This window comes from Streptomyces sp. NPDC012474 (assembly GCF_042955185.1).
Taxonomy (GTDB): Bacteria; Actinomycetota; Actinomycetes; order Streptomycetales; family Streptomycetaceae; genus Streptomyces; species Streptomyces cahuitamycinicus.
In genome coordinates, this window is sequence record NZ_JBIBEP010000017.1 from 1 (window position 1) to 24,087 (window position 24,087).

Consider the following 24,087-nt stretch of genomic DNA (forward strand, 5'->3'; position numbering starts at 1 on the left):
CAGGATCTCGGGGGGGAGACGTACTGTTACTTGCATACTAAGATGTTCGTATCACGTTTGAGCCGGTCCACGTCTCGTCCCGTTGGGGGGGGGGGGGCCCGCGCCCCGGGGGCGCCCCCCCCACCGCCCTGTGCCGAGGATCTCGACGCCGAGGGACGACTCGCCCGTCACGCCGCAGAGGCCCCTTCCAGGGGGAAGTGGCAGGCGGCTCCGTGAAGCGGCGCATCGGGCGGTGGCTGGGAACGGTTCGGCGCCCAGGTCACGCACGCGCGGGGGCACCGGGACCGGAACCGGCTCCGGAGGGCGGGTCGGCCGGTGACGGGAGTTCACCGGTGAGCAGCAGCAGCACACGCCGCCTTCGGTCGGCGCCCCGCCGGCCACGGGGGGGCGTGGCGGACAGCAGAGCCTCCGCGACGAGAAGAGCGCTGGCGCAGAGATGGCCGAGCCGCAGATACGAGCGACCCGCTGCATCCGATGCGCCCGTTCGGCATCTTCCCGATCGCCGCAGCGAAATACCTCCGGGCGGCGCACCCGAGCAGCGCGCGCTAGTTCGCCACGCTGTCGAGCAGCCGGCTGTAGCGCAGGCGCAGCGCCCGCTCCATGCTGCCGAGTGCGGCCGCCGCCCCGAGAGTGATGTTGAGCCATAGCGGGAGATGGAGAGGCGAGTCGAAGCTGCCGATGCGTGCGGCGACCGGCGGAATCTCGGAAACCGGTTCCGCGATCTGCAGGATGAGAAGGGCGGCGCCGACGAGAAGCGCGAGCAGCGAGCAGGAGCCGATCGCACGACTGAGCGCCGGGTGGTTGCGGACGAGGCGGGCACGACGCCCTTCCGCCGACGCAGGGTCCGGAGTGAGCTGACGCTCGGCGCCGTCCGGTGTGACGTAGTGGCAGCGCTTGAGTCCGAAGCCGCTCATCGCCACTTCGATCGACCCGCCCGGCACAGGGAAGACCGCGGGGATTTTCGACTCGGCGTGGAGCCTGCCGTCCAGATAGAGATGGGCCTTGACGTTGCCCGAGGATTGGTTCTGCCAGTGCCGTACATCCACGGCGTACGTCGGCGGACGGTCGCCGGCCTGCGCCGGCTGCATGTATAACAGGGCGCGGCCAGGCAGCTGCCACCAACGGAAGGGCTGAAGTGGGCGTCCGTCTCCCGGTTGTACGCGCCGTAGTGCCCTGCGCCGCCGTCGCTCCTTGAACATCTCCCAGCCTCTCGTGCGCCCGCCAGAACACGACACTAGTACGCTGTGCTAGTGCCCTCCGGGCCAGAGTAGCACGTTGTACTAGTACGGCGTATTAACACGATGGGTGGAAGAACTGTGACAGAGAAGGAACCCAAGGCCGGCGCCCGGGGCCAAAGGGGCACCCGTGACAGGATTCTTGCGGCGGCCGCGGAGATGATCGCGGAGAACGCTGGTGCGACCCTGAGCGTGCGGGCGGTCGCGGCGCGGGCCGGGGTGAGCACCGGATCCCTCAGACATTTCTTCCCGACGCAGCGTGAACTGCGGGACGCGGTGCTCGCCGGCATCTACGACGTGGTGGTCTCCGGGGAGTGGATCCAGGACCGTTCGGTTCCGGCGCGGGACCGGCTCGTCCACCGTCTCCGAGAGGTCATGGCCCCCGCCGGTGTGGGGGAGCAGGCGCGACAGACATGGGGCAAGGTCTACGAGGCGTTCATCGCCCCCGAGCCGACCGACGCGCTACGGGCCGCCTACCACGCCATGGACCAGGAGGGGCAGCGCCGAATCGAGTCCTGGCTGGCGGGTCTCACGCAGGAAGGTGCTCTGGCCGCCGGGGACAACAAGCGCCGTGCGCGGTTCCTGACGACCGTACTCAACGGGCTCCTGACCGAACGGGCGTTCCCTACTGAGGAGTCGACCCTGCTCTCCGAGACGGAGACCCTCTACATGGCCGTCGACAGCATCCTCAAGCCGGACCACCAGGAGGCCGGCCAGGGCCTGTTGTGAAGGTGCCGGTCACCCGCACTCGACCACGCGCCGTTCACCTGGCGTCCGTCTCGGTCGGACTGGGGCACTCGGCCGCCTCCCGGCCCCGAGCAGTTTCCTCGTGAGCGGCGGCTCAGCGGAGAACGCCCGCGCCAACGAGGCCCCATGAGTCGTCGCCTCACCCAGGCTGCGACCGCGGACCGTCGTCGAGTGACCGCATAGCGAACCGTCGGAGAAACGGCGCCCGTCAGCCGGTGCTCCCCGCGAAGACGGGCTCCCACCTGCTCTGCAAGCCACTTCACGCCGTGCGCTGCCGTGATGGTGGCCCGCGCCACCCTGCCCGTCGCCGTGTGGACGATCATTCTTGGGGTGCCCGGCCGGAACACGTCAAGGGGTGTGCGTCGGTTCTCAACTCGTCCCACCTCTTGACGTGTTGATTGCCGTCCTAAAACATTCGGGAAACTCGATTGGTTCTGCGCGGTTCTGTTCGCTCTCGAAGGGAATTCATGTCCAGCAGACATCGCCTCGCCCGGGTGGCACTGGCGATCACCGTCCCCCTGGCGCTCGGTGCGGGCCTCATGGCCGTGCCTCCCGCCGCCGCTGCCGCCGACCCGCCCGCGAGTGCGGTTACGGTTCGGATCGACCCGTCATACCGGCAGCAGGAGTTCGAAGGGTGGGGGACGAGCCTCGTCTGGTTCGCCAACATCACCGGCCGCTACCCCGAACCCATCCGGCAGAAGCTCGCCGACATGCTGTTCGGCAAGGACGGACTCCGCCTCAACATCGCGCGCTACAACATCGGCGGCGGCAACGCCCCTGACGTCCGCAAGGACTACATGAAGACCGGCGCGACGATGGACGGCTTCTGGAAAGCCCCCGAGGGCACCACGAGGGAGGACACCGACTGGTGGAACCCCGACGACCCCGAGCACTGGGACTGGTCCGCCGACTCCGGCCAGCGCTGGTGGGTGGACCGCGTCAAGGACAAGGTGACCCGCTGGGAGGCGTTCAGCAACTCACCGCCCTGGTTCCAGACCGTCAGCGGCTACGTATCCGGCGGCTTCGACGCGAACACCGACCAGATACGGGCGGACCGCGTCGACGACTTCGCCACCTACCTGGTGAAGGTCACCGACCAACTGGAGAAGAAGCACCGCATCAGCTTCGACACCATCGCCCCGCTCAACGAGCCCAACACCAACTACTGGGGTACCCAGATCGGCGCCGACGGGCAGCCCACCGGCGGCCGCCAGGAGGGCGCGCACGCCGGCCCCGAACTCCAGCAGAAGGTCGTACTGGCCCTGCAGCGCGCATTGAAGAAGGCGCGAACCGGCGCCAAGATCTCCGCGATGGACGAGACCAACCCCAGCACCTTCGTCCGCAACTGGAACGCCTACGACGGCACCGCCCGCGCCGCCGTCGACCAGCTCAACGTCCACACCTACGGCACCGGCATGCGCACCAGCGCCCGCGACAGCGCCAAGGCCGCGGACAAACCGTTCTGGATGAGCGAGGTCGAGGGCACCTGGGGAACCGGCACCGACTTCACCGGCATGGAACCGGGCCTCGGCATCGCCACCCGCGTCGTCGAGGACATGCGTGAACTGGAGCCCGACGCCTGGGTGTTGTGGCAGCCGATCGAGGACTCCATCCCGCAGGCGCAGGCCGGCAAGAACTGGGGCAGCATCCACGTCCCGTTCAACTGCACCGCCGAGGACACGCTTCGGACCTGCCCGGTCAAGGCCAACACCAAGTTCCACACCCTGCGCAACTTCACCCACCACATCCGCCCCGGCGACCACTTCGTCAAGGCCGACGACCCCTCCAGCGTCGCCGCCGTACGCAAGTCCGGCCGCGGAGCGACGGTGGTGCACGTCAACAACGGCACCACCGAGCGTGGGGTGACCGTGGACCTCTCGAAGTTCCGGCGGGTCGCCCCCGGCGCCACCGTGACCCCCGTGGTGACCAGCGCCGGCGGTGCGCTCGTCCGGGGCACGCCCGTCAAGGTGAAGAACGACTCGGCCACCGTGACCGTCCCGGCCAAGTCGGTCACCACCCTCCTCGTCGACGGCGTCTCCGGCACCGCCGAGGACGCCGCACTCGTCCAGGACGGCCACGTCTACCGCCTCCAGGGCACCCAGAGCGACAAGTCCCTGGCACCGTCCGCCGAGGGCGACGGCGTCGTCGTCCGTACGGCCGACCCGGCCGCCAAGTCCCAGCTGTGGAGGGTGAAGCAGCTGACCCGCGGCGAGGGCAACCGTGAGCGCTACGCCCTCGTCAACGCCGCGAACGGCAGGCACCTGGCCGTACGCGACGACGAGGCCGTACTCGAAGACGGAGCCACACCGGCCGCACAGTGGATCATGTCCACCACCGGCGACGGCACCTGGACCTTCGTCAACGCCGCGACGGGCCGCCTCCTCGACGTCGTCGGGCAGTCGACCGCGGACGGAGCCCGCGTCTCGGCCCACCTTCCGACCTCCAACGCGAACCAGCGCTGGGGCGTGACCGACGAGACGGTGCTCCGTACGCAGCCGGCGAAGGCGTTCACCGTCCCCCGCCATGCCCCCGAACTGCCCGGGACCGTGACGCCCGTCTTCCGCGACGGCGCCCGCGGAGCGCTCCCCGTGCAGTGGACGCTGCCCTCCGAGTCACGCTGGCGCAAACCCGGAACGGTACGCGTGAAGGGCCGGGCCACCGACGCCCTCGGCCGGACCGTCCGGGCCGAAGCGGTGGTCACCGTGGACACCATCGCCTCCACCCTCCCGGCCCGCGCCAAGACCTACACCGGCGGACGGCCCGACCTCCCCGCCACGGTCACCGGCGTGGGACGGCACGGCGGAACCGCCGAACTCCCGGTCACCTGGGAGCCCGCACCCGCAGGCGCCTTCGACGCCACCGGCGTGGTGACCCTGCGCGGCACGGCCCGGATCCCGGGCGCGGACACGGCCGCGGCGACCGTACGCGTCCAGGTCTCCGCACCCCGGGAGACCGACGCCGCGCGCGGCGAGGGCGTGACGGTCGGCGCCACCTACACCGAGAGCGGTTACTCCGCCGAGCGCCTGCGCAACGGCACCACGTCCGAGAAGGCATGGTCGAACTGGAGGTCCGGCACCAAGAACCCCGCCGACACCATCACCTTCACGCTGCCGGAGGCCCGCGATCTGACCCGGGTCGTGACCCACTTCCACCGCGACGGCGCCAACGTCAGCTTCGCGGAGTCCCTCAAGGTTCAGGTGCGGGATGCCGACGGCACCTGGTCCGACGCGAGCGACCAGGTCGCCGTCGGCACCGAGGGGACACCGGTGGTCGACGTCCCGGTGCGCGCGGCCGGCCCGGCGACGGGCGTGCGTGTGGTGATGACGGCCCGCCCGGGCGGCTACATCACCCTCGGGGAGATCGAGGTCCACGCCAAGGCGCCGGGCATCTCCGCGGACGCGGCAGCCGCGTCGGTCGAGCTGGACGGCGAGCCCCTGGCCGGTTTCGACCCGGACCGGACGACCTACCGGGTGGCGGCCGACCGACCGGACCGGGCCCGGATCACCGCCACACCGCGTGACCCCTACGCGAAGGTGACGGTGAGCAAGGACGCGGCCGGGGGCAAGAGGGCCCACATCGTCTCCGTGACCAGCGAGGACGGCTCACAGACGCGGGAGTACAGGATCGAACTGACCCGCCGCTGAACACACGGAAGCGCGGGGCCCGCACGCCCCGCGCTTCCCTGTTCCGGGATCAGACCGCCGGAGCCGGGTACGTCGGGTACTCCACGCCGGACACGTGCTGCACGACGCGGATGACCTGGCACGAGTAGCCGAACTCGTTGTCGTACCACAGGTAGAGGATCGCGTTGTCGCCGTCGACCTTGGTGGCGCCGGCGTCGACGATCGAGGCGTGGCGCGAGCCGATGAAGTCGCTGGAGACCGCGTCGGGCGCCGTGGTGAAGTCGATCTGGCGCTTGAGCGGTGAGGTCAGGGAGACGTCACGCAGGTGGTCGAGAACCTCCTCGCGGGTGGTCTCCCGGCCGAGCCGCAGGCTGAGGATCGCGATCGAGACGTCCGGGACCGGCACGCGGATCGAACTGCCGGTGATGGGCGCCTTGAGGTCGGGCAGCGCCTTGGCGACGGCGGAGGCGGCACCGGTCTCGGTGATGACCATGTTGAGCGGCGCGGACCGGCCGCGGCGGTCGGCCTTGTGGTAGTTGTCCAGCAGGTTCTGGTCGTTGGTGAACGAGTGGACCGTCTCCACGTGGCCACGCTGGACCCCGAACTCGTCGGCCATCGCCTTCAGCGGGGGGACGATCGCGTTCGTGGTGCAGGACGCGCAGGACAGGATCTGCTCGTCCGGCTTGATCGTGTCGTGGTTGACGCCGTGCACGATGTTGGGGACGTCGCCCTTGCCGGGCGCGGTCAGCACGACCTTGTCGATACCGGGGCGCAGGTGCTCGGACAGGCCCTCGCGGTCGCGCCACTTGCCGGTGTTGTCGATGAGGATGGCGTCCTTGATGCCGTACGCCGTGTAGTCGATCTCGGACGGGTCGTTCGCGTAGATCACCTTGATCGCGTTGCCGTTGGCGACGATCGTGCTGTTCGCCTCGTCGACGGTGATGGTGCCCTGGAACTGGCCGTGGATCGAGTCGCGGCGCAGCAGCGAGGCACGCTTGACGATGTCCTCTGCGGCCCGCCCGCCCCCACCGCGCACGACGATGGCCCGCAGCCGCAGACCGTTGCCCGAGCCGGACTTCTCGATGAGCAGCCGGGCGACGAGCCGGCCGATGCGGCCGAAGCCGTAGAGGACGACGTCCCGGCCCTCACGGCGCTCGATCTTGCTGGCGCCCGTGGCACCGGCGACGGCCTCCGCGGTGAACTCCGCGACCGACAGGCCGCGGTCGTCCTCGCGGTACGTGGCGGCGAGCATGCCGATGTCGATCTGGGACGGCCCGAGGTCGAGTTCGGCGAGGGTCTTCAGGAAGGGCAGCGTCTCGGTGACCGAGAGCTCCGCACCGGCGATCTGCCGGGCGAAACGGTGGGTCTTGAGGATGCTGACCACCGACTTGTTCACCAGGGAGCGGCTGTGCAGCAGGACCGTCACGTCCCGCTCCCGGTGCAGCTTCCCGATGATCGGGATCATCGACTCCGCGATCTCCTCGCGGTTCTTCCAGTTGGTGAACGAGTCGTCGTTGAGAGTCACGAATCCATCTTTCGAGCTAGGCGGCGCTCATATGTTAAACCGTCGATTTCCTGATCATGAACGGGGGCCTCCGACGCGTTCGGCGGCCTCTCCGCGCGCCCCTCGGGGCAGGTCTTGAGATGATCAAAAGAGGATTTTCCATGCGAAAGGGGTGCATATGGACTACGACTCTGTGGCCGACGAGCTGTACGCCCTGCGCCCGGAGGAGTTCACCGCCGCCCGCGCCTCCGCCGTGGCCTCCGCCCGTACCGCCGGTGACCGGGAACTCGCCCAGCGGATCGGGGCGTTGCGCAAGCCCAGCCTCGCCGCCTGGGTCAGCAACCTGCTGGTCCGCAGCAGCCCCGGGGAGGTCGAGCCCCTGCTGCGCCTGGGGGAAGGGCTGCGGCAGGCGCACCAGGACCTGGACGGCGCACAGCTGCGTGAGCTGAGCCGCCGGCAGCACGCGCTCATCCGCGCCCTTTCCCTGCAGGCCCGGCAGCTCGCCGAAGAGGCCGGTCATCCGATCGGCGAAGGCGTGCAGCGCGAGGTCGAGAACACCCTGCACGCCGTCCTGGCCGACCCCGAGGCCGCGCGGGCCTGGGCGGGCGGCCGCCTGACCAAGCCGCTGAGCGCGGCCGTCGGCTTCCCAGCCGTCGCCGAGGCTGCCCGGCCGCGGCGCCCCGAGCCCGCTCCCGCCCGCTCCCGCCCGGACAGGAAGACGAGCGAGCAGCAGCGACGCCGACTGGACCGGGCCCGGAAGGACGCCGAAGCGGCCGAGCGCGAGCTGCGGGACCTGCGCGACGAGGCCGCGGCCGCCGGACGGGCGGCCGGAGACGCGAAGCAGCAGGTGGACGCCCTCCAGCGGCGCGTGGAGGAGCTGACCGGCGAGCTGGAACGGGTCAGGAGCGAACACCAGCAGGCTCGCTTCGCCGAACGGACGGCCCGGGAACGGGCGCGCACGGCCGACCGCCGGGTCCGTGAGGCCGGCCGTAAGGCGTCGACGGCCACCGCCCAGCTCGAACGCCTGACCTCATCGGACGCGTGATCGACGGACCGGCGCGGCGGTGCGTACCCCCTCACGCCCCCCGACGGGCCATCATCCGACTGTGACTCAACTCACACCCGCCGGTGGGCCGTCCCACGCGGCCACACACGCACGACACCAAAATTGAACCGTTCGTTTTCTTGAACCGCTCGTGTTTATGTGGCTAGGTTGTCCGCATGACCGCATCCGGGACCCCGACCACCGCCGAGGAACTGCGCGGTGCCGGCCTGAGGGTGACGGCCGCCCGCGTCGCGCTGCTCGACGCCGTACGGGACGGCGACCACCTCGGCGCCGAGGCCATCGCCTCCGAGGTGCGCGGCCGCGTGGGCCACATCTCCGTCCAAGCCGTCTACGAGGGGCTGCACGCACTCACCGCGGCGGGACTGATACGCCGCCTCGACCCACCCGGCAGCCCGGCCCTCTACGAGGGGCGGGTCGGCGACAACCACCACCACCTCGTGTGCCGGTCGTGCGGAGCCGTCGCCGATGTCGACTGCGCGGTCGGCCATGCTCCCTGCCTGACCGCGTCCGACGACCGCGGCTTCGCCGTCGACGAGGCGGAGGTCATCTACTGGGGCCTGTGCCCCGCCTGTTCCACCGCTCGCAGTTCCTGAGCGGGATCCACCCGAGCGCTCCTGAGCACGTGATCCACCCGAGCACCGTGATCCACCCCGTCCGGAAGGATTTCCATGACTGAGAACCACGACGCGATCGTCACCGACCCCAAGTCGGAGGAGGCAGGAGGCGGCTGCCCCGTGGCCCACGGCCGCGCCCTGCACCCGACCCAGGGCGGCGGCAACCGGCAGTGGTGGCCCGAGCGGCTCAACCTGAAGATCCTCGCCAAGAACCCCGAGGTGGCCAACCCCCTCGGTGAGGACTTCGACTACGCCGAGGCGTTCCAGGCCCTCGACCTCGCCGCCGTGAAGAGCGACATCGCCGAGGTACTCACCAGCTCGCAGGACTGGTGGCCGGCCGACTTCGGCAACTACGGCCCGCTGATGGTCCGTATGGCCTGGCACAGCGCCGGCACCTACCGCATCAGCGACGGTCGCGGCGGCGCCGGCGCCGGTCAGCAGCGGTTCGCCCCGCTCAACAGCTGGCCCGACAACGGCAACCTCGACAAGGCCCGCCGTCTGCTGTGGCCCGTGAAGAAGAAGTACGGCCAGTCCATCTCCTGGGCCGACCTCATGATCCTCACCGGCAACGTCGCCCTGGAGCAGATGGGCTTCGAGACCTTCGGCTTCGCCGGCGGCCGCGAGGACGTCTGGGAGCCCGAGGAGGACGTGTACTGGGGCCCCGAGACCACCTGGCTCGACGACAAGCGCTACACGGGCGACCGCGAGCTGGAGAACCCGCTCGGCGCCGTCCAGATGGGTCTCATCTACGTCAACCCCGAGGGCCCCAACGGCAACCCGGACCCGCTCGCCGCGGCCCGCGACATCCGTGAGACGTTCCGCCGCATGGCGATGAACGACGAGGAGACCGTCGCCCTGATCGCCGGCGGCCACACCTTCGGCAAGACCCACGGCGCCGGCCCGGCCGACAACGTCGGCGCCGACCCCGAGGCCGCCTCCATGGAGGAGCAGGGCCTGGGCTGGCGCAGCACCTACGGCACCGGCAAGGGCGGCGACGCCATCACCTCCGGCCTGGAGGTCACCTGGACGAGCACGCCGACCCAGTGGAGCAACGGCTTCTTCAAGAACCTCTTCGAGTTCGAGTACGAGCTCGAGCAGAGCCCGGCCGGCGCCAACCAGTGGGTGGCCAAGGACGCCCCGGAGATCGTCCCGGACGCGCACGACTCCGCGAAGAAGCACCGGCCGAAGATGCTCACCACGGACCTGGCGCTGCGCTTCGACCCGATCTACGAGCCCATCTCCCGCCGGTTCTACGAGAACCCGGAGCAGTTCGCGGACGCCTTCGCCCGCGCCTGGTTCAAGCTGACCCACCGTGACATGGGCCCGAAGTCGCTGTACCTCGGCCCGGAGGTCCCGGCGGAGACCCTGGTGTGGCAGGACCCGCTGCCGGAGGCCGAGGGCGAGGCCATCGACGCCGGCGACATCGAGACCCTCAAGGCCAAGCTCCTGGAGTCGGGTCTGTCCGTCTCGCAGCTGGTGTCCACGGCGTGGGCCTCGGCGTCCACCTTCCGCGGTAGCGACAAGCGCGGCGGCGCCAACGGCGCCCGGATCCGCCTCGAGCCGCAGCGCGGCTGGGAGGTCAACGAGCCCGACGAGCTGGCGCAGGTCCTGCGGGTCCTGGAGGGCATCCAGCAGGAGTTCAACTCCGGCGCCAAGAAGGTCTCCCTGGCCGACCTGATCGTCCTCGGCGGCACCGCCGCCGTCGAGAGGGCCGCCAAGGAAGCCGGTTTCCAGGTGCAGGTCCCCTTCGCCGCGGGCCGTGTGGACGCGACGCAGGAGCACACCGACGCCGAGTCGTTCGAGGCGCTGGAGCCGACCGCCGACGGGTTCCGGAACTACCACGGCAAGGGCAACCGCCTGCCGGCCGAGTTCCTGCTGCTCGACCGGGCGAACCTGCTCACCCTGAGCGCCCCCGAGATGACCGTCCTGGTCGGCGGCCTGCGAGTACTGGGCGCCAACTACCAGCAGTCCCAGCTCGGCGCCCTCACCAAGACGCCCGGCTCGCTGACCAACGACTTCTTCGTCAACCTGCTCGACCTGGGCGTCGAGTGGAAGTCGACGACCGAGGACCAGACCACGTTCGAGGGCCGCGACGCCGCCACGGGCGAGGTCAAGTGGGCCGGCTCCCGCGCCGACCTGGTCTTCGGCTCGAACTCCGAGCTGCGCGCCCTGGCCGAGGTCTACGCGAGCGACGACGCGAAGGAGAAGTTCGTCAACGACTTCGTCGCGGCGTGGGTCAAGGTCATGAACCTGGACCGGTTCGACCTGGTCTGATCACCTCCGCATGACAGGACGCCCCGGGCCGTCGGCCCGGGGCGTCCCGTGTCCTCTCGGGAGGCGTTGCCTGAGGGACCGTCAACAACCGTTCAAGGTAAGAACATCACTTACCCAACTCTCACCATGAAAGGGCAAGGAAGGCGACCGCGCCCGGAGCCGGGCATACGTTCGGGCCGTGAACACTGATTCCGCTGCCCCCAGAGGCGCCGGCCGTGCGCCGCACCCCTTCGCCGCCGCACGGCCCACCACCGGCGGTACCGTCCGCCGCACCCTTCTGCGCACCGCCCTGACCGGGGCCGCAGCGCTCGGCGCGGGCCTCGGCGCCGCCCGGCCGGCAACCGCCGCCACCCCGAACCGGGACGCACCTCCGAGGCCCGCCACCCCCGCGGAAGCGCTACGGGAACTGGCCGCGGGCAACCGCCGCTGGCGCGCCTTCCGGGAACGCCACCCGCACGAAGACCCCACCCTGCGCCGGACGCTGGCCACCGGCCAGCACCCCTTCGCGGTCGTACTCGGCTGCATCGACTCGCGCGTGCCCCCGGAGCTCGTCTTCGACCAGGGCCTCGGCGACCTGATGACGGTGCGCACCGCCGGTGAGGTGCTGGACGAGGCCGTCCTCGGCAGTGTCGCCTACGGCGTCCTGGAACTCGCCATACCCCTGGTCGTCGTCCTCGGGCACCAGTCGTGCGGCGCGGTCCGGGCCGCCGTCGAGGCGGAGCGGTCCGGGACGCGACTGCCCGCCCACATGCAGTACCTCGTCGACCAGATAGGGCCGGCCATCGACCACGGCAAGGAAGGGGACGCCCGGATCGACGCGACCGTGAGCGCCAACGTCCGGCTCGTACGCTCCCGGCTGGCCGCGGAACCCGAACTGGCCGCCAGGATCGGCACGGGCGAGCTGGCGATCGTCGGTACCCGCTACGAACTGACCACCCAGGCGGTCCACCGCCTGGCCTGACCACCCGCCCGGTCCGCTGCACGCGACAGCGGACCGGGTCGTGCCTCACGCCCGCAGCGGGTTGTACCGCGCCGCCGCCATCAGGTACCAGGCGGTCGCCCCCGTGTGCCGGTACGGGTAGTAGCCGAAGCCGAACCCGGTGTCCAGGGGGCTGCTCGCGGACACCACCCCGCAGCGCTCGGGCAGCGCCTTCCCGCCGACGGTCTGACCGCCGCCCAGCAGGTCCTGGGCCTGCTCGGTGGACGCGATCAGCCGCCGGGCGCGCGCCTCGTCGCCCCGCGCCCCCCTGTCGCGCAGCGCGAGCGCGAGGTGGGCCGTCCCCTCGAACCACACGCCGTTGCGGTCGGGCCTGGGCTGGCCGGCCGCGATCGGGGCGTCCTCGTTCGCGAGGAGGCTCGCCGAACTGAAGGTGACACCCTCGTACGACTGCCCCGCGGGCACCGTGCTGTTGGGGCGTCCGGAGTGGTCCGTGACGGCCAGCTCGGCCGCGGCCCAGTCCAGGGAACGGGAGTGGTGGCGGGAGCCGAGTGCGAGGTGCGTCCAGGTCTGGGTGTCCTCCGGGACCGGGGACTTGTTGACGGTGACACCGTCATTGGTGCCGGTGTAGAAGAAGCCGCCGGCCGGCTCCCACATCCGTCGCACGAACGCCTCGGCCCGCCCCCGCCGTTCCAGCCACACCCGGTCGCCGGTGAGCCGGGCGAGCCGGCCGAACAGGCAGACCAGGTCGGTGTTGTGCTCGGTCGAGGTGAACGGCAGCTTCTGATCGGCCCCGTCGACCCCGAACTTGAAGCCGCCGAGGGGCTCGTCGGTCCGGCCGTTCCGCTCGATCCACTCGCCGATCCGCACGGCACCGTTCAGGAAGCGGCGCGCCCCGGTACGCCGGGCGAGAGCGCTCAGCGCGATGCCCGCCCAGGCCATGTCACCCACGGCGGTGCCGGTGAAGCCGAACTGCGTCCCGACGTTGACGGTGCCGTCCGCCCGTACGAAGCCGTCCGGCTGGAGCGAGCCGTCGTAGAAGGTGTACGGCCCGACGTTGTAGGCCTGCCGGAGCCTGCCGTCGTCGTACGCCGGGTCGTGGCCCTGGGCATGGAGCAGCGCGTCGCCCAGCGCCTTGGCCCTGTCCAGGCCGGCTGAGGTCCGGGCCGCGAGGTGGGCGAGGACCGCGAGGGCGTTGTCGTAGGTGAACGCGGTGCTGAACAGGCCGGCCTGGTCGGTGTAGCTCTGGGCCAGACGAAGGGTGCCGTGGTCGGGGTAGGCGTCCATGGCGGCGGCGAGGAAGGCCAGTCCCCGGGCCGGGGCCGATGCGGGGCGCGCACCGGCGGCACCGGCCGCGACGGCCTGCCCCGAGCCGGCGGCGGTGAGCCCCGCGGCACTGATGCCGAGTCCGGCACCGATGAGCGAACGCCGGCTGAGCGCCGGGCCTTGTCTACCAGTCATGGATCTCCCTTGAGAGCGCTCTCAACCAGTGCGCGCTTATTGTGCTGGCGCTCCGCTGCGGGGTCAACGCTCTGTTCGCAAGGGCGGGTTGGGCAGGAGGCGCCGGGGGGAAATCGAACGCTGGGCGATTACTCGCAGACGATCTCGTCACGCGGGGTGTAGTGCGTGCGGTACGGCTCCCGCTTCACTTCCCGGCCGTCGTCGTAGAAGACCCGCTCCACGGTGACGTCGAACCCTTCGAGCGGTGTCTGCGGGACGCACTCCTCGTCGTCGCTCACCTTCTTCTCCGGCTTCTTCACCTCGGTGCGCGGGCCCGTGACCGACTTGATCTCGTCGTACTTGCGGGTGCCGAGGAAGGAGACGGTGACGGAGGTGTCCGTCGACTCGGCCTGGATGTAGACGGCGTTGCCGGAGTCGTTGGCGAACCGCAGGTCCAGGCTGCCCCAGGCGACGGTCGCCTCGCGGCCCTCCGGGTAGCGCTCGATGTAGAACGAGTGCGCTCCGTGCTCCACGGGCTTGAGCCCGGCGAAGAACAGCGCGTTGTACACCGTCGTCGCCACGGACGAGACGCCGCCGCCGGACGCCTTCGTGAACTTGTCGTCCAGGATGATGATGCCGTCCATGAAGCCGTTGGCCTCGGTGCGCTCACCGACGGTCCGGTTGAAACTCCAGGTCTCGTCCGGCATGACGACGGAGCCGTTGATGAGCTCCACCGCCCGGCCTATGTTCTTCGTGCGGTACTCGGCCGGTTCGAAGTCGACGGTGAAGGAGGACATCTTCTCCGTCAGCCCCAGCTCAGCGGCGTTCGCGCGGGTCACCTCCGGCCGGGTCTCGCTGACCTCCACATTGCCGCTGCGGGCGGCGCCCGACTCGGTGAGCAGTGGCAGCACGGCCTTGCCCAGCGCCTTGTCGGTGACCGACCGGCCCACCGTGGCGTCCTCGGCCACCACGGCCTCGTCGCCCTTTGGCCGCAGCGTGGCGTTCTCGGCGGTCGTGGTGATGTCGTCCAAGGGGCCGGCCACGGACGGCTCGGTGCGCAACCCCTTCACGTCGAGCTTGGGTCTCAGTGTGCCGCCGCCGTCCGGCCGCATGGTCAGATGCTCGCCCAGTGCCTCCTGGCCGACGGTGAAGCGCCGGCCGGCGGCGGTGAGCGTGACGGGGCCCGACATGGCCGGGTCCGCGAAGGTGCGTACCGCCCGCTCCACCTCGTCGGCGGTGACCTCGGGCCGGGTCTCGCGGGCGGGCAGGGCCGTGGCCGTACGGGTGTCCCCGCGCCGGAAGGAGTCGCGCAGGGGCCGGACCGCGGCGTTCACGTCCAGCGCGTGCCCCGTCCGCGGTGTGACCGCCTTCACCTGGCCGTCGTCGAACGCGACGCCGCCGTCCCTGACCTTCTGGTCGAGGCCCTTCGCCAGCTGCCCGAGGGCAGCCCGGGCCTTGTCCTCGTCGAGGCTCACGACCGGCTCGATGTCGCCGCCCGAGCGGAAGAACCCGCCGAACACGCTGACCGGATCGGCGCCGGTGCGCGCCGCCCGGTCGACGGTCCCCTCGACGTCGTAGGAGAGGCCCGCGCGCTCCGGATCGACACCGCCCGCTCGGTCCCCGACCTTGACGGGCAGCTCCCGGGCGCCGGCCGCGCCCAGCTCCCGATCCAGCTTCCGCACCGCCTCCGCGCGGCTCAGCCCCCCGATGTCCACCCCGCGCACGGTCGTGCCCGAGTCGATCTGGCCGCCCGTGAGGAGCAGCCCGGCGAGATACAGACCACCGGCCCCCACGGCCAGCGCGCCACCGGCCAGGGCGACGGGCGGGAGGGAGGTGATGCGCGGGACGAGGGCCGTACGGGGGCGCATGGGGCTCCAGACGATCGATACGAGGGTGCACCCGATGACGCGACGATGCGCGGGCAAACACATCAAGTTATCCACACATCAGGGGCGAACCGGTATGGCCCAGACCACTTATGTCCGAGATCATTCCGGAACCGGCCGGACCGGCCCGCCGCGGGGCACGGGCACAGAGTGGTAACGACGAACAACGGTCGGGTCGTTGACACGGTCTAGGCCACCATGAAGATCTCTTTCCTGATTCACAACGCCTACGGAATCGGAGGCACGATCACCACCACGTTCAACCTGGCCGGGGCCTTGGCCGAACGGCACGACGTGGAGATCGTCTCCGCGTTACGCCACCGGGAACACCCCAACCTCGTCCCGGATCCACGCGTGCGGCTGCGGGCGCTGGTGGACCTGCGCAAGGAGGCGGACCATCCGCTGCACCAGAGACCTGCGACGGTGTTCCCGCCCGCCGAGTACCGCCACCACCAGTACAGCGAGCTGACCGACCAGCGCATCGGGGAGTGCCTCGCAGCTCTCGACGCCGATGTCGTCATCGGCACCCGCCCGGGTCTCAACGTGCACATCGCCCGCCAGGCCCCGGAGCACGTCCTGCGCGTCGGCCAGGAGCACCTCACGCTCGACAACCACTCGCCGCGGCTGCGCACCGCCCTGCGCCGCGCCTATCGCCGCCTCGATGTGATCACCACCGTCACGGAAGCGGACGCCGCCGCCTACCGGCGCAAGATGTGGCTGCCCGGCGTCCATGTGGAGGCGCTCCCCAACAGCGTCCCCGACCCCGCCCTGCCTCCCGCCGACAGCACCGCCAAGGTGGTGATCGCCGCGGGCCGCCTGGTGCCGGTCAAGCGCTACGACCTCCTCATCGAGGCGTTCGCCCAGGTCGCCGCCGTGCACCCGGACTGGCAGCTGCGCATCTACGGCAAGGGCGAGGAGCAGCCCCGGCTGCGGGAGCTCATCGAACGGCTCGGGATGTGGAACAACGTGTTCCTGATGGGGGCAGCCACCCCCATGGAGGCCGAATGGGCCAAGGGCTCGATCGGCGCGGCCGCGTCGAACTTCGAGCCGTTCGGCATGACCATCGTCGAGGCGATGCGCTGCGGACTGCCCGTCGTCAGCACCGACTGCCCCTACGGCCCCGGCGAGATCATCGAGGACGGCACCGACGGCAGGCTGGTGCCGGTCGGGGACCGTGACGCGCTCGCCGCTGCCCTGCTGGAACTCGTCGGCGACGACGAGCGCCGCCGCCGCATGAGCCGGGCCGCCCTGGACAACGCGCGCCGCTTCGCTCCCGGCCCCGTCGTCGCCCAGGCCGAACGCCTGCTGGAGACCGCTGCCGCGGCCAGGAGCACCGGCCGGACGGCCACCCCGCAGCACCACCGCACCCAGAGCGCCCTGACCGGCCGTGGCCACGCCGCCCGCGACGCCGCCCACGCCGCTGCCGCCGGCGTACTGCGCTCGATACGGAAGGGAAGCCGATGAGCACACCGGAGGACAGGACGCCGGGCGAGCCGCGTGAGGGCGTGACGCCGGCCACACAGCAGGTGCCGCCGGGCACACCGCGGGAGGACGTGATGCCGGGCGTACCCCGTCGGGGGGCGACGCCGAGCACCCCGCACACCACGACGACGAGTCCGCAGCACGGCTCTCATCTGCGCGTCGACTGCGCGATCGACATCGACGGCCGGATCACCTTCCGTCTGCCGCCGATGCCCGGCGCGCATCCCCGGCTGCTCCTGCGGCTGCGTCCCAAGAAGGGGCGTCCGGAGACGATCCGACACCTCCTCGACCTGGAGTCCGACCGGTCCGACGGTCACCGGCACGCCGTACTGGAACCGCACCCCGTCCTCGACGAGGGCCGCTGGGACCTGTACCTGCTGCCCGAACCCGATGCCGAGCGCCTGCGGCTGCGCCCCGGCCTGCGGGATCTGCGCAGCCTCGTCGACGGCCACCTGCGCGACCGTCCCGCGCCGGTCGCGGTCAGGATCCCGTACGTCACGAAGGACGGCTTCCTGGCCCTGAGGGCATGGCGGCGCACCGCCCACGCGGAAGCCCGCGCCATCGACGTCACGGACCGGGGCGTGACGGTCACGGCCCGCCTGCACGGTGCCGAGCTCCACGCGGACGCCACCGTGCGTCTGCGCCTGCGCGGCACCGACACCGTACGGACCCTCCGCCCCCGGACCGACGACGACGCCCGGGGCTTGTCCTTCACCGTCGGCCCCGGGGACCTGGCGGGCGACGGCGGGGGAGCGGTCCGCGTCTGGGACGCCTTCGTCCGCCCCACGGACGGAGCACCGCCGATCAGGGTCGGCCGGCTGCTCGACGACCTGGCGGACCGCAAGCACGTGTACGTCTACCCGGCGACCGAGACGGACGGTTCCGCCATCCGCCCCTACTACACCGTCGACAACGACCTCGCGATAGAGGTGACGTAAGGCCGATTCGCCGAAATGCCCGAAATGAAAATCCCTGGAGTTTCGGATGGTCGTTTCGGTGATGCGCCGCGACAGCGATGTGTGGATTTTGTGCAAAGCGGCGGCAAAAGGGGTCAGGGCCTTGTTCTCAACGGCCGCAAATCGGAAGGGGACTTGCGGCCATAACCAAACTCAAGTACCTAGATGAATCATGAACCTGTTCAACCGCGTTGTGCCGTCCCGCCGGCAGGCACAGCTCCCCCCACAGCGCCCCATCGGCGCACCGGCATCCTCCACTGCCGTGCTGCCGAACCCCAACCTGGCCGAACTGTCCGGTGAATGGGTCGTCGACCCCGCGCACAGCCGGATCGGCTTCTCCGTCCGGCATGCCATGGTGACCACCGTGCGCGGTTGTTTTCTGGAGTACGAAAGCCGGCTCTACTTCGACGCGTACGACCCCACACGGTCACGGGCCGACATCACTCTGTTCACCTCCAGCGTGGATACCGGGGTGGAGCAACGCGACGCGCACTTGGTGGGCCGTGACTTCCTCGACGCCGCGACCTATCCGCGTATGCGCTTCACCAGCACGGGGGTGCAGCAGACGGGCGCCGACCTGTTCAGCATGTCGGGGGAACTGACCATCAAAGGGGTCTCCCGTCCCGTCGTACTCGAAATGACCTACATCGGAAATGTCACCGACCCCTTCGGCTACGACCGGGTCGGCTTCGACGGCACCACCACCATCAACCGCTCGGACTGGGGCCTGACCTACAACAGCAGGCTGGCCGAGGGCGGCGCGATGGTGAGCGAGAAGGTGCGCCTGCAGCTCGACATCGCTGCCATCCGTACGCCGTCGTCGGGCGGCTGAGGGCGCTTCACGACGCCGCGTCGGCCCCGGCCACGCCCCGGAACGTGGCCGGGCCGAGCGTGAGTACGCCGTCGCCCAGGGGGCTGCACCGCACGCCGCACCGGCCGCGCAGGGCCCGCTGCGCCCCCCCCGATGCTCACGTCCATCCACACGCAGGGCCGGGCGGTGCACACCGCCCGGAGGCTTCAGCCCATTACTCCCGCCGCCCGGGTCCGCGGTCCTCGAGCGGAGCCCGGCCGTCCGCCGACTCGCCCGCGGTCAGGTGCTCCAGAACCTCGACCAGTTCCTGGCAGGCGCGCTCCACGGAACGCCGGGTGTGGATCTGCTCGGCGATCACCGCGGACAGGATCAGGGCGGTGAGTGCCATCGCCCCGTTGAAGGCCTGCAGCTTCATCATCACCTCGACGCGCCCGAGCCGTTCGAACGGTCCGACCCGGTCGGTCGCCGCCACCGTGGTCATGACCGAGGCGAACAGAGCGCAAAGCAGGCTGCCGGCCAGCTGGAACCGCAGAGCCGCCCAGATCAGCAGGGGGTAGACCAGGAACAGCAGACTGACGGAGCTGTGCGCGGCCAGGGGCACGAGGCAGCAGGCGATGACCGCGAGCCCCACGGCCTCCTTCCAGCGCGACAAGGGCAGCGGCAGACGCACCCGGGACAGCAGGAGCAGCACCGGCGTGACGATGAGCACGCCCATCGCGTCACCGACCCACCAGGCCAGCCAGACCGCCCAGAAGCCGGGCTGTTCGATCTGGTCCGTGGCGAGCAGAGTGCCGGCGCCGGTGGTCGCGCTGATCAGCATCGCGGCGAACGCGCCGAGGAAGACCAGGGCGAGACCGTCCCGCAACCGCGCGAGGTCGGTGCGGAAGCCGGCCCGCCGCAGCAGCAGGTACCCGACGACCGGGGCGGCCGTGTTGCCCGCCAGGACGCAGAGAGCCGACGGCGTCAGGGAGGTGAGGGACAGGATGACGAAGAAGGCGCCCAGCGCGATCCCCGGCCAGCAACGCAGCCCCAGGATCAGCAGGCAGGCCACCGAGAGGCCGGTGGGCGGCCAGATGGGGGTGACGACCGCCCCCTCCACGACCAGTTCCCGCAACAGCCCCAGCTGCGCCGATCCGTAGTAGCAGGCGGCGACGGCCAGCGTCTGCAGAGCGACGACGACCGGCGTACGCAGATCCTGGCTACCCACCACAGCAGCCATGAGACACCGAGGCCGCCGCCCCGGCGAGGTGGGGGTGTGTGTCGTGCGGCCCTATGGCTGAGCGTCCGGCCCGTCGAGGCCGACCACCAGGACGGCGGCGTCGTCGTCGTGCCCCACACGCTCGGCCCCCTTGATCACGGCAGCCGCGAGCGCGTCCACGTCCATGCCCGCCACCGCCGCGATGCCCGCGAGCCGTGTCACCTGGTCCAGGCCCTCCTCCAGCCGCATCGACGGGCCCTCCACGACACCGTCCGTGAGCAGGACGAACACGCTGCCCGTGGTGAGCTCGTACCGCGTCACCGGGTACGGCATCCCCGCCTGCACGCCGAGGGGCGGCCCGCCCTCGTCCTCGGTGACGCCGGACTTCCCGTCGGCCGTGGCCCAGACGCAGGGCAGATGGCCCGCCCGCGCGCTCTCCAGCACCCCGGCACACGGGTCGAGCCTCATGAACGTGCAGGTGGCGAACAGGTCGGAGCCCAGGGACAGCAGCAGATCGTTGGTCCGGGCCAGCACCTCGCCCGGTTCACCGGTGACGGAGGCCAGCGCCCGCAGCCCGGCCCGCACCTGCCCCATGAAGGCCGCGGCCTCGATGTTGTGGCCCTGTACGTCACCGATGGCCAGGCCGATCCGGCCGTCGCCCAGGGTGAAGGCGTCGTACCAGTCGCCGCCCACGTTGAGGCCCTGGCACGCGGGTGTGTAGCGCACGGCCAGATGCAGCCGACGGGCGACGGGCAGGTCCCGCGGCAGCATGCCGCGCTGCAGTGCGATCGCCAGCTCGACCCGGGACCGCTGCATCTCGGCCTGCGCACGCGCCTGAGCCGTCAGGGCCCCGAGCCTGGTCAGCAGCTCGTCGCCGTCGTCCGTCGGGCCGGTGCGGGACATTGATCACTCCGGCGGGGATGGCCACGGCAGGTGACGACCCGAGAAGGCAAATCACCTGATTTACGTCCATAGGATGATATGCAGGTGAACGCTTCCATGACGACTTCACACGGTCCGGGAGCCCTCGCCCAGCCGGCGCTCCGCCTCGGGATCCGTCCGCCGCCCCACCGCCGCCAGCACGAACGTCACACTGATGAGCAGCGCCCAGGCCCCGAACTTCTCGACCCCCACCGGCTCCCAGCCGTGCTGCTGATACGGATAGCGCCAGGCGCCGACCAAGGTCGCCACATTCTCCGCCACCCACAGGAAGAACCCGATCAGCACGAACGACAGCGCCAGCGGCATCCGCCGGCGCACCCCGCGCACCGTGAAGCGCACCGACGTCCCCAGCGTGACGGCCACGAGCAGCCCGGCCAGCACCCAGCGCGCAGAGGGCAACCAGTGGTGGCTGAAGAAGTTCACGTATATGGCCGCGGCGACCACGGCCGTCGACCGCGGCCGGTACCGCACGAGCCCCAGATCGAACAGATGCCAGGCCCGGCAGACGTAGCTGCCCACGGCCGCGTACAGAAACCCGCCGTACAACGGGACACCGGCGAACTTGAGCACGGCCGGCTCCGGGTAGTTCCAGGAGCCGAGCGCCACCTTCACCACCTCGAACGCCAGCCCGATGACATGACAGACGGCGATGACCGCGATGTCCCGCTCGCTCTCCCAGCCACGGGCCCAGAACAGCAGCGTGAGCAGAACACCGTAGAAGACCAGCAAGTCGTAGCGTGCCACGGGCAGTTCGGGCAGCAGCGCGGACACGGCCACGCCGGACAGCAGGGCCAGGGCGAAAGCGCAGGCCCGCGTCTGTGTCCAGGCGAACGCGAGCAGCTGGCGAACCGGTGCGGCCAGGGGGCCGGCGACGCTTGCAGGGATCATGGTGCCCTGTAGGACGGGCCGGTGCGCCTACCGGTTGCAGTGCACCTCCCTGCTCGGAGCCGGGTCGCCCGGGCACGTACGTGCCTCGGTCACGGCCTGTCGCAACAGCAGGCACAGCAGCCGATCGGCCTCCGGCGCCGCACACAGCACGCGGAGCGCCTGCTCGAGGCACCGACGCCCCGGCCCGCGCCACCACAGCAGATCGGCGCTCCGGGCCGCCCGGCCACCCGCGGGCGCGCCGGCGAGTCTCTCCGCCCTGCGTCGGCACGCACGGCCGTTCCGCGCCAGACGCCGCGACGCGGGACGCACCCGGCGGGCCGCATCGACGACCGTGCCGACGAGGAGCGGCGGGTAGTCACGGCCCGCGGGGCGGGCGTCTGCGAGGTCCGCGGCCAGCGGCCACAAGGCGTGCCGGGCGTCGTCTCCGACGCTGTCGTTGACCACCCGCGCCAGGGCCGCGAGCGCCGGGTGCGTCCCGGCCGGGCTGTCGGTGAAACGGCCGGTGGCCAGCAGGCCGGCGGCCTCCATCAGGCAGGCACCGTCGTCCGGGTGCAGATGGGCGAAACGCCCCGGCGCCGGAAGGCCGGCCGGGACGCCGGCGGGCGACTCCACGGACGCCCGGCGGCCGGGAAGAGCGATCACGGGGCGGCCTCCGGCTGTGCTCACAGAGGGGTGACGGCGTGCAGGAAGAGGTAGAGCGCCGCGGCCGGGATCCCCGCACCGGGGAACGTGAGGATCCAGGCGGTGCCGATCGAACGGGCCACCTGCCAGCGTACGTCGGAGAAGCGCCGGGTGGCACCGGATCCCAGAATGGCGGCGGTGATGGTCTGCGTCGTGGAGATCGGCGCCTTCACCAGGAACGCGGTCGTGTACAGGACGGCCGCGGCAGCGGTCTCGGCGGCGAACCCGCGCGGCGGATCGAGGTGCACGATGCGCCGTCCCAGGGTGGTGATGATGCGCCGCCCGCCGGTGTACGTACCGGCCGCCATGGCGGCCGCCACCGCGGCGATCACCCACACCGGCACCGAGAAGCCGTCCTGCCAGCCGGCCGTGACCAGCGCCAGCACGATGACCCCCATGGTCTTCTGCGCGTCCTGCAAGCCGTGCCCCAGCCCCATGGCGGCGGCCGAGACGGTCTGCGCCACGCGGAACCGCCGCGTGGTACGCCGGGGCGCCGAACGGCGGAACGCCCACAGGATGCCGGTGTGCAGCAGGTACCCGAGCACCACGCCGACCAGTGGGGACAGCAGCATCGGCAGGATGACCTTGTCCAGGATGCCCGACCAGTGCACCGTGGCGGAGGCGGCGAGCGCGGCACCGACCAGCCCGCCGATCAGCGCGTGCGAAGACGAGGTGGGCAGCCCCCGCCACCACGTGAACACGTTCCACCCGATCGCGCCGATGAGCGCGCACAGGACCAGCAGCAGCCCTGAAGTCGCCTCGGGCGCCCCGATGATGCCGCTGCCGACGGTCTGGGCGACTTCGGTCCCGAGGAAGGCGCCGAAGAAGTTCATCACCGCGGCCATGGCGAGGGCCACGCGCGGCGTCAGGGCCCTGGTGGAGATGGAGGTGGCGATCGCGTTCGCGGCGTCGTGGAAGCCGTTGGTGAAGTCGAACGTCAGACCCACGACGATGATCAGCACCACGAGTGTCAGCTCCATGCCCGATCACCTTCCGACGCCCGGCCGCACGCCACCATCGTGCGCTCCCCGGGCGGAGAGGGCTGTGCGACTACGCCACGCGGGGCGAGCCGCCCGACAAATCCGAGGACACGGGTGCCCCGTTCTACGGTGTCCCGATGCGATCTGTTCCTGTATGGGCGCTGGTGTCCTCAGGGTGTGCGCCCATCTTCCTGATCATGGTCTGGCTGGTGGCGGCGTCGCTGCAGGGCCCCCCGTACGATCCCGCCGCCCAGACGATCAGTGTCCTGGCGGCGCCCGGGAGTTCGGGGTCCTGGGGATGACGGCCGCGTTCATCGCGCTGGGGTTCCGCCATCTGATGACGGCCTGGGGCCTGCGCCCGGCCGGGACCGCAGGACGGGTGGCGCTGGCGGCCGGAGGAGTGTCGGCGCTGGCCGTGGCCATGTTCCCGGTGCCGAGCAGCGGCGGCTCCCAGAGCCACGGTTCTGTGGGCGCCGTGGCCTTCGCCCTCCTGGCGGCATGGCCCGTGCTGGCCGCACGGGCCGGTACCGCCGTGCCGTGGGGTCTGCGGCCCTTGCCCTCCCTCGGAGCGACCGCGCTGATGGCGGGCGGCGCGGCCTGGTTCCTGATCGAGCTGCACCTCCGCGGCGTGGCCGGCGTGGCCGTGAGGACCCTCCAGTCGGTCTGGCCCTTCGTGGTCGTCCTCTCCTGCCTGCGCGGATCCCCGCGCGACGGCCGCCCGAGCTGGCCGAGCCGCCCAAGGGATTGACAGGTACGGACCAAGCGGCAACTCTGAGAGCGCTCTCAAAGTTTTCGAATCGGCCAACTGCCGAACGGAGGCAGC

The 24,087-nt window shown here is 71.0% G+C and carries 18 protein-coding genes and 1 pseudogene; 10 read left to right on the forward strand and 9 right to left on the reverse strand.

What is annotated here, in order from left to right; genetic code table 11:
• Positions 1-545: 545 nt before the first annotated feature.
• Positions 546-1,199, reverse strand: a complete 654-nt coding sequence (locus ACFY9S_RS30205) for a hypothetical protein (protein WP_391134388.1) — start codon at positions 1,197-1,199, stop codon at positions 546-548.
• A gap of 117 nt (positions 1,200-1,316) precedes the next feature.
• Here ACFY9S_RS30205 and ACFY9S_RS30210 point away from each other — a divergent pair, with 117 nt between their 5' ends.
• Positions 1,317-1,964, forward strand: coding sequence for a TetR family transcriptional regulator (locus ACFY9S_RS30210; protein WP_391134391.1), 648 nt, complete (start codon positions 1,317-1,319; stop codon positions 1,962-1,964).
• Between the two features lie 485 nt (positions 1,965-2,449).
• Positions 2,450-5,626 carry a glycoside hydrolase gene (locus ACFY9S_RS30215; RefSeq protein ID WP_391134394.1) on the forward strand — a complete coding sequence of 1,059 codons (3,177 nt, stop codon included), beginning with the start codon at positions 2,450-2,452 and terminating at the stop codon, positions 5,624-5,626.
• 49 nt (positions 5,627-5,675) lie between these two features.
• On the opposite strand, the gene ACFY9S_RS30220 is transcribed toward ACFY9S_RS30215, so the two are convergent.
• Entirely contained in the window at positions 5,676-7,130 is a 1,455-nt protein-coding gene (locus ACFY9S_RS30220) for a glyceraldehyde-3-phosphate dehydrogenase (protein ID WP_391134397.1), read from the reverse strand.
• Between the two features lie 157 nt (positions 7,131-7,287).
• Here ACFY9S_RS30220 and ACFY9S_RS30225 point away from each other — a divergent pair, with 157 nt between their 5' ends.
• From ACFY9S_RS30225 to ACFY9S_RS30240, 4 genes are all read left to right on the forward strand, one after another.
• The gene (locus tag ACFY9S_RS30225) at positions 7,288-8,154 is read left to right on the forward strand and encodes a hypothetical protein (protein WP_391134400.1); all 867 of its coding nucleotides are present in this window, start codon (positions 7,288-7,290) and stop codon (positions 8,152-8,154) included.
• A 176-nt stretch (positions 8,155-8,330) separates the two neighbouring features.
• A complete protein-coding gene (locus ACFY9S_RS30230; RefSeq protein WP_391134403.1) occupies positions 8,331-8,768 on the forward strand; it encodes a transcriptional repressor in 438 nt (145 codons plus the stop codon).
• A gap of 75 nt (positions 8,769-8,843) precedes the next feature.
• Positions 8,844-11,063 carry a catalase/peroxidase HPI gene (katG, locus tag ACFY9S_RS30235; protein ID WP_391134406.1) on the forward strand — a complete coding sequence of 740 codons (2,220 nt, stop codon included), beginning with the start codon at positions 8,844-8,846 and terminating at the stop codon, positions 11,061-11,063.
• Between the two features lie 178 nt (positions 11,064-11,241).
• Positions 11,242-12,024 carry a carbonic anhydrase gene (locus ACFY9S_RS30240; protein ID WP_391134409.1) on the forward strand — a complete coding sequence of 261 codons (783 nt, stop codon included), beginning with the start codon at positions 11,242-11,244 and terminating at the stop codon, positions 12,022-12,024.
• A 45-nt stretch (positions 12,025-12,069) separates the two neighbouring features.
• Here the strand turns inward: ACFY9S_RS30240 and ACFY9S_RS30245 are convergent, their stop codons facing one another.
• Together ACFY9S_RS30245 and ACFY9S_RS30250 are read right to left on the reverse strand one after the other, a co-directional pair.
• Positions 12,070-13,461, reverse strand: coding sequence for a Tat pathway signal sequence domain protein (locus ACFY9S_RS30245; RefSeq protein WP_391134412.1), 1,392 nt, complete (start codon positions 13,459-13,461; stop codon positions 12,070-12,072).
• Between the two features lie 128 nt (positions 13,462-13,589).
• Positions 13,590-15,308 (reverse strand): VanW family protein, encoded by a 1,719-nt coding sequence (locus tag ACFY9S_RS30250; protein ID WP_391134415.1) that lies wholly within the window; start codon positions 15,306-15,308, stop codon positions 13,590-13,592.
• A 216-nt stretch (positions 15,309-15,524) separates the two neighbouring features.
• On the opposite strand from ACFY9S_RS30250, the gene ACFY9S_RS30255 reads away from it, so the two are divergent.
• The 3 genes from ACFY9S_RS30255 (at position 15,525) to ACFY9S_RS30265 (ending at position 18,596) form a co-directional block, all read left to right on the forward strand.
• Positions 15,525-16,790 (forward strand): glycosyltransferase, encoded by a 1,266-nt coding sequence (locus ACFY9S_RS30255; RefSeq protein ID WP_391134418.1) that lies wholly within the window; start codon positions 15,525-15,527, stop codon positions 16,788-16,790.
• Positions 16,787-17,746 carry a transferase gene (locus ACFY9S_RS30260; RefSeq protein ID WP_391134421.1) on the forward strand — a complete coding sequence of 320 codons (960 nt, stop codon included), beginning with the start codon at positions 16,787-16,789 and terminating at the stop codon, positions 17,744-17,746. The genes ACFY9S_RS30255 and ACFY9S_RS30260 overlap by 4 nt, the downstream gene beginning before the upstream one ends.
• A 190-nt stretch (positions 17,747-17,936) precedes the next feature.
• Positions 17,937-18,596, forward strand: coding sequence for a YceI family protein (locus ACFY9S_RS30265; RefSeq protein WP_391134424.1), 660 nt, complete (start codon positions 17,937-17,939; stop codon positions 18,594-18,596).
• 193 nt (positions 18,597-18,789) lie between these two features.
• Here ACFY9S_RS30265 and ACFY9S_RS30270 read toward each other — a convergent pair whose 3' ends face one another.
• The 5 genes from ACFY9S_RS30270 to ACFY9S_RS30290 all read right to left on the reverse strand — a co-directional run bounded on the left by ACFY9S_RS30270 (position 18,790) and on the right by ACFY9S_RS30290 (position 23,264).
• A complete protein-coding gene (locus ACFY9S_RS30270) occupies positions 18,790-19,785 on the reverse strand; it encodes an MASE1 domain-containing protein (RefSeq protein WP_391134427.1) in 996 nt (331 codons plus the stop codon).
• Between the two features lie 60 nt (positions 19,786-19,845).
• Positions 19,846-20,676 carry a SpoIIE family protein phosphatase gene (locus ACFY9S_RS30275; RefSeq protein WP_391134430.1) on the reverse strand — a complete coding sequence of 277 codons (831 nt, stop codon included), beginning with the start codon at positions 20,674-20,676 and terminating at the stop codon, positions 19,846-19,848.
• Between the two features lie 105 nt (positions 20,677-20,781).
• A complete protein-coding gene (locus ACFY9S_RS30280) occupies positions 20,782-21,603 on the reverse strand; it encodes a DUF817 family protein (protein ID WP_391134432.1) in 822 nt (273 codons plus the stop codon).
• A 27-nt stretch (positions 21,604-21,630) separates the two neighbouring features.
• Entirely contained in the window at positions 21,631-22,245 is a 615-nt protein-coding gene (locus ACFY9S_RS30285) for a hypothetical protein (RefSeq protein WP_391134435.1), read from the reverse strand.
• Between the two features lie 20 nt (positions 22,246-22,265).
• Entirely contained in the window at positions 22,266-23,264 is a 999-nt protein-coding gene (locus tag ACFY9S_RS30290; RefSeq protein WP_391134438.1) for an inorganic phosphate transporter, read from the reverse strand.
• A gap of 137 nt (positions 23,265-23,401) precedes the next feature.
• Between ACFY9S_RS30290 and ACFY9S_RS30295 the strand changes: the two are divergent.
• Positions 23,402-24,012, forward strand: a pseudogene (locus ACFY9S_RS30295) (DUF998 domain-containing protein).
• Positions 24,013-24,087 lie beyond the last annotated feature (75 nt).

Excerpts from the sequence above, each read along its gene's own strand:
- ACFY9S_RS30260 (WP_391134421.1), top strand. The coding sequence starts at position 16,787 with ATGAGCACACCGGAGGACAGGACGCCGGGCGAGCCGCGTGAGGGCGTG.
- ACFY9S_RS30290 (WP_391134438.1), bottom strand. The coding sequence starts at position 23,264 with ATGGAGCTGACACTCGTGGTGCTGATCATCGTCGTGGGTCTGACGTTC.
- ACFY9S_RS30225 (WP_391134400.1), top strand. The coding sequence starts at position 7,288 with ATGGACTACGACTCTGTGGCCGACGAGCTGTACGCCCTGCGCCCGGAG.
- ACFY9S_RS30245 (WP_391134412.1), bottom strand. The coding sequence starts at position 13,461 with ATGACTGGTAGACAAGGCCCGGCGCTCAGCCGGCGTTCGCTCATCGGT.
- ACFY9S_RS30230 (WP_391134403.1), top strand. The coding sequence starts at position 8,331 with ATGACCGCATCCGGGACCCCGACCACCGCCGAGGAACTGCGCGGTGCC.
- ACFY9S_RS30215 (WP_391134394.1), top strand. The coding sequence starts at position 2,450 with ATGTCCAGCAGACATCGCCTCGCCCGGGTGGCACTGGCGATCACCGTC.
- ACFY9S_RS30265 (WP_391134424.1), top strand. The coding sequence starts at position 17,937 with ATGAACCTGTTCAACCGCGTTGTGCCGTCCCGCCGGCAGGCACAGCTC.
- ACFY9S_RS30255 (WP_391134418.1), top strand. The coding sequence starts at position 15,525 with ATGAAGATCTCTTTCCTGATTCACAACGCCTACGGAATCGGAGGCACG.
- ACFY9S_RS30205 (WP_391134388.1), bottom strand. The coding sequence starts at position 1,199 with ATGTTCAAGGAGCGACGGCGGCGCAGGGCACTACGGCGCGTACAACCG.
- ACFY9S_RS30280 (WP_391134432.1), bottom strand. The coding sequence starts at position 21,603 with ATGATCCCTGCAAGCGTCGCCGGCCCCCTGGCCGCACCGGTTCGCCAG.
- ACFY9S_RS30250 (WP_391134415.1), bottom strand. The coding sequence starts at position 15,308 with ATGCGCCCCCGTACGGCCCTCGTCCCGCGCATCACCTCCCTCCCGCCC.
- ACFY9S_RS30275 (WP_391134430.1), bottom strand. The coding sequence starts at position 20,676 with ATGTCCCGCACCGGCCCGACGGACGACGGCGACGAGCTGCTGACCAGG.
- katG (WP_391134406.1), top strand. The coding sequence starts at position 8,844 with ATGACTGAGAACCACGACGCGATCGTCACCGACCCCAAGTCGGAGGAG.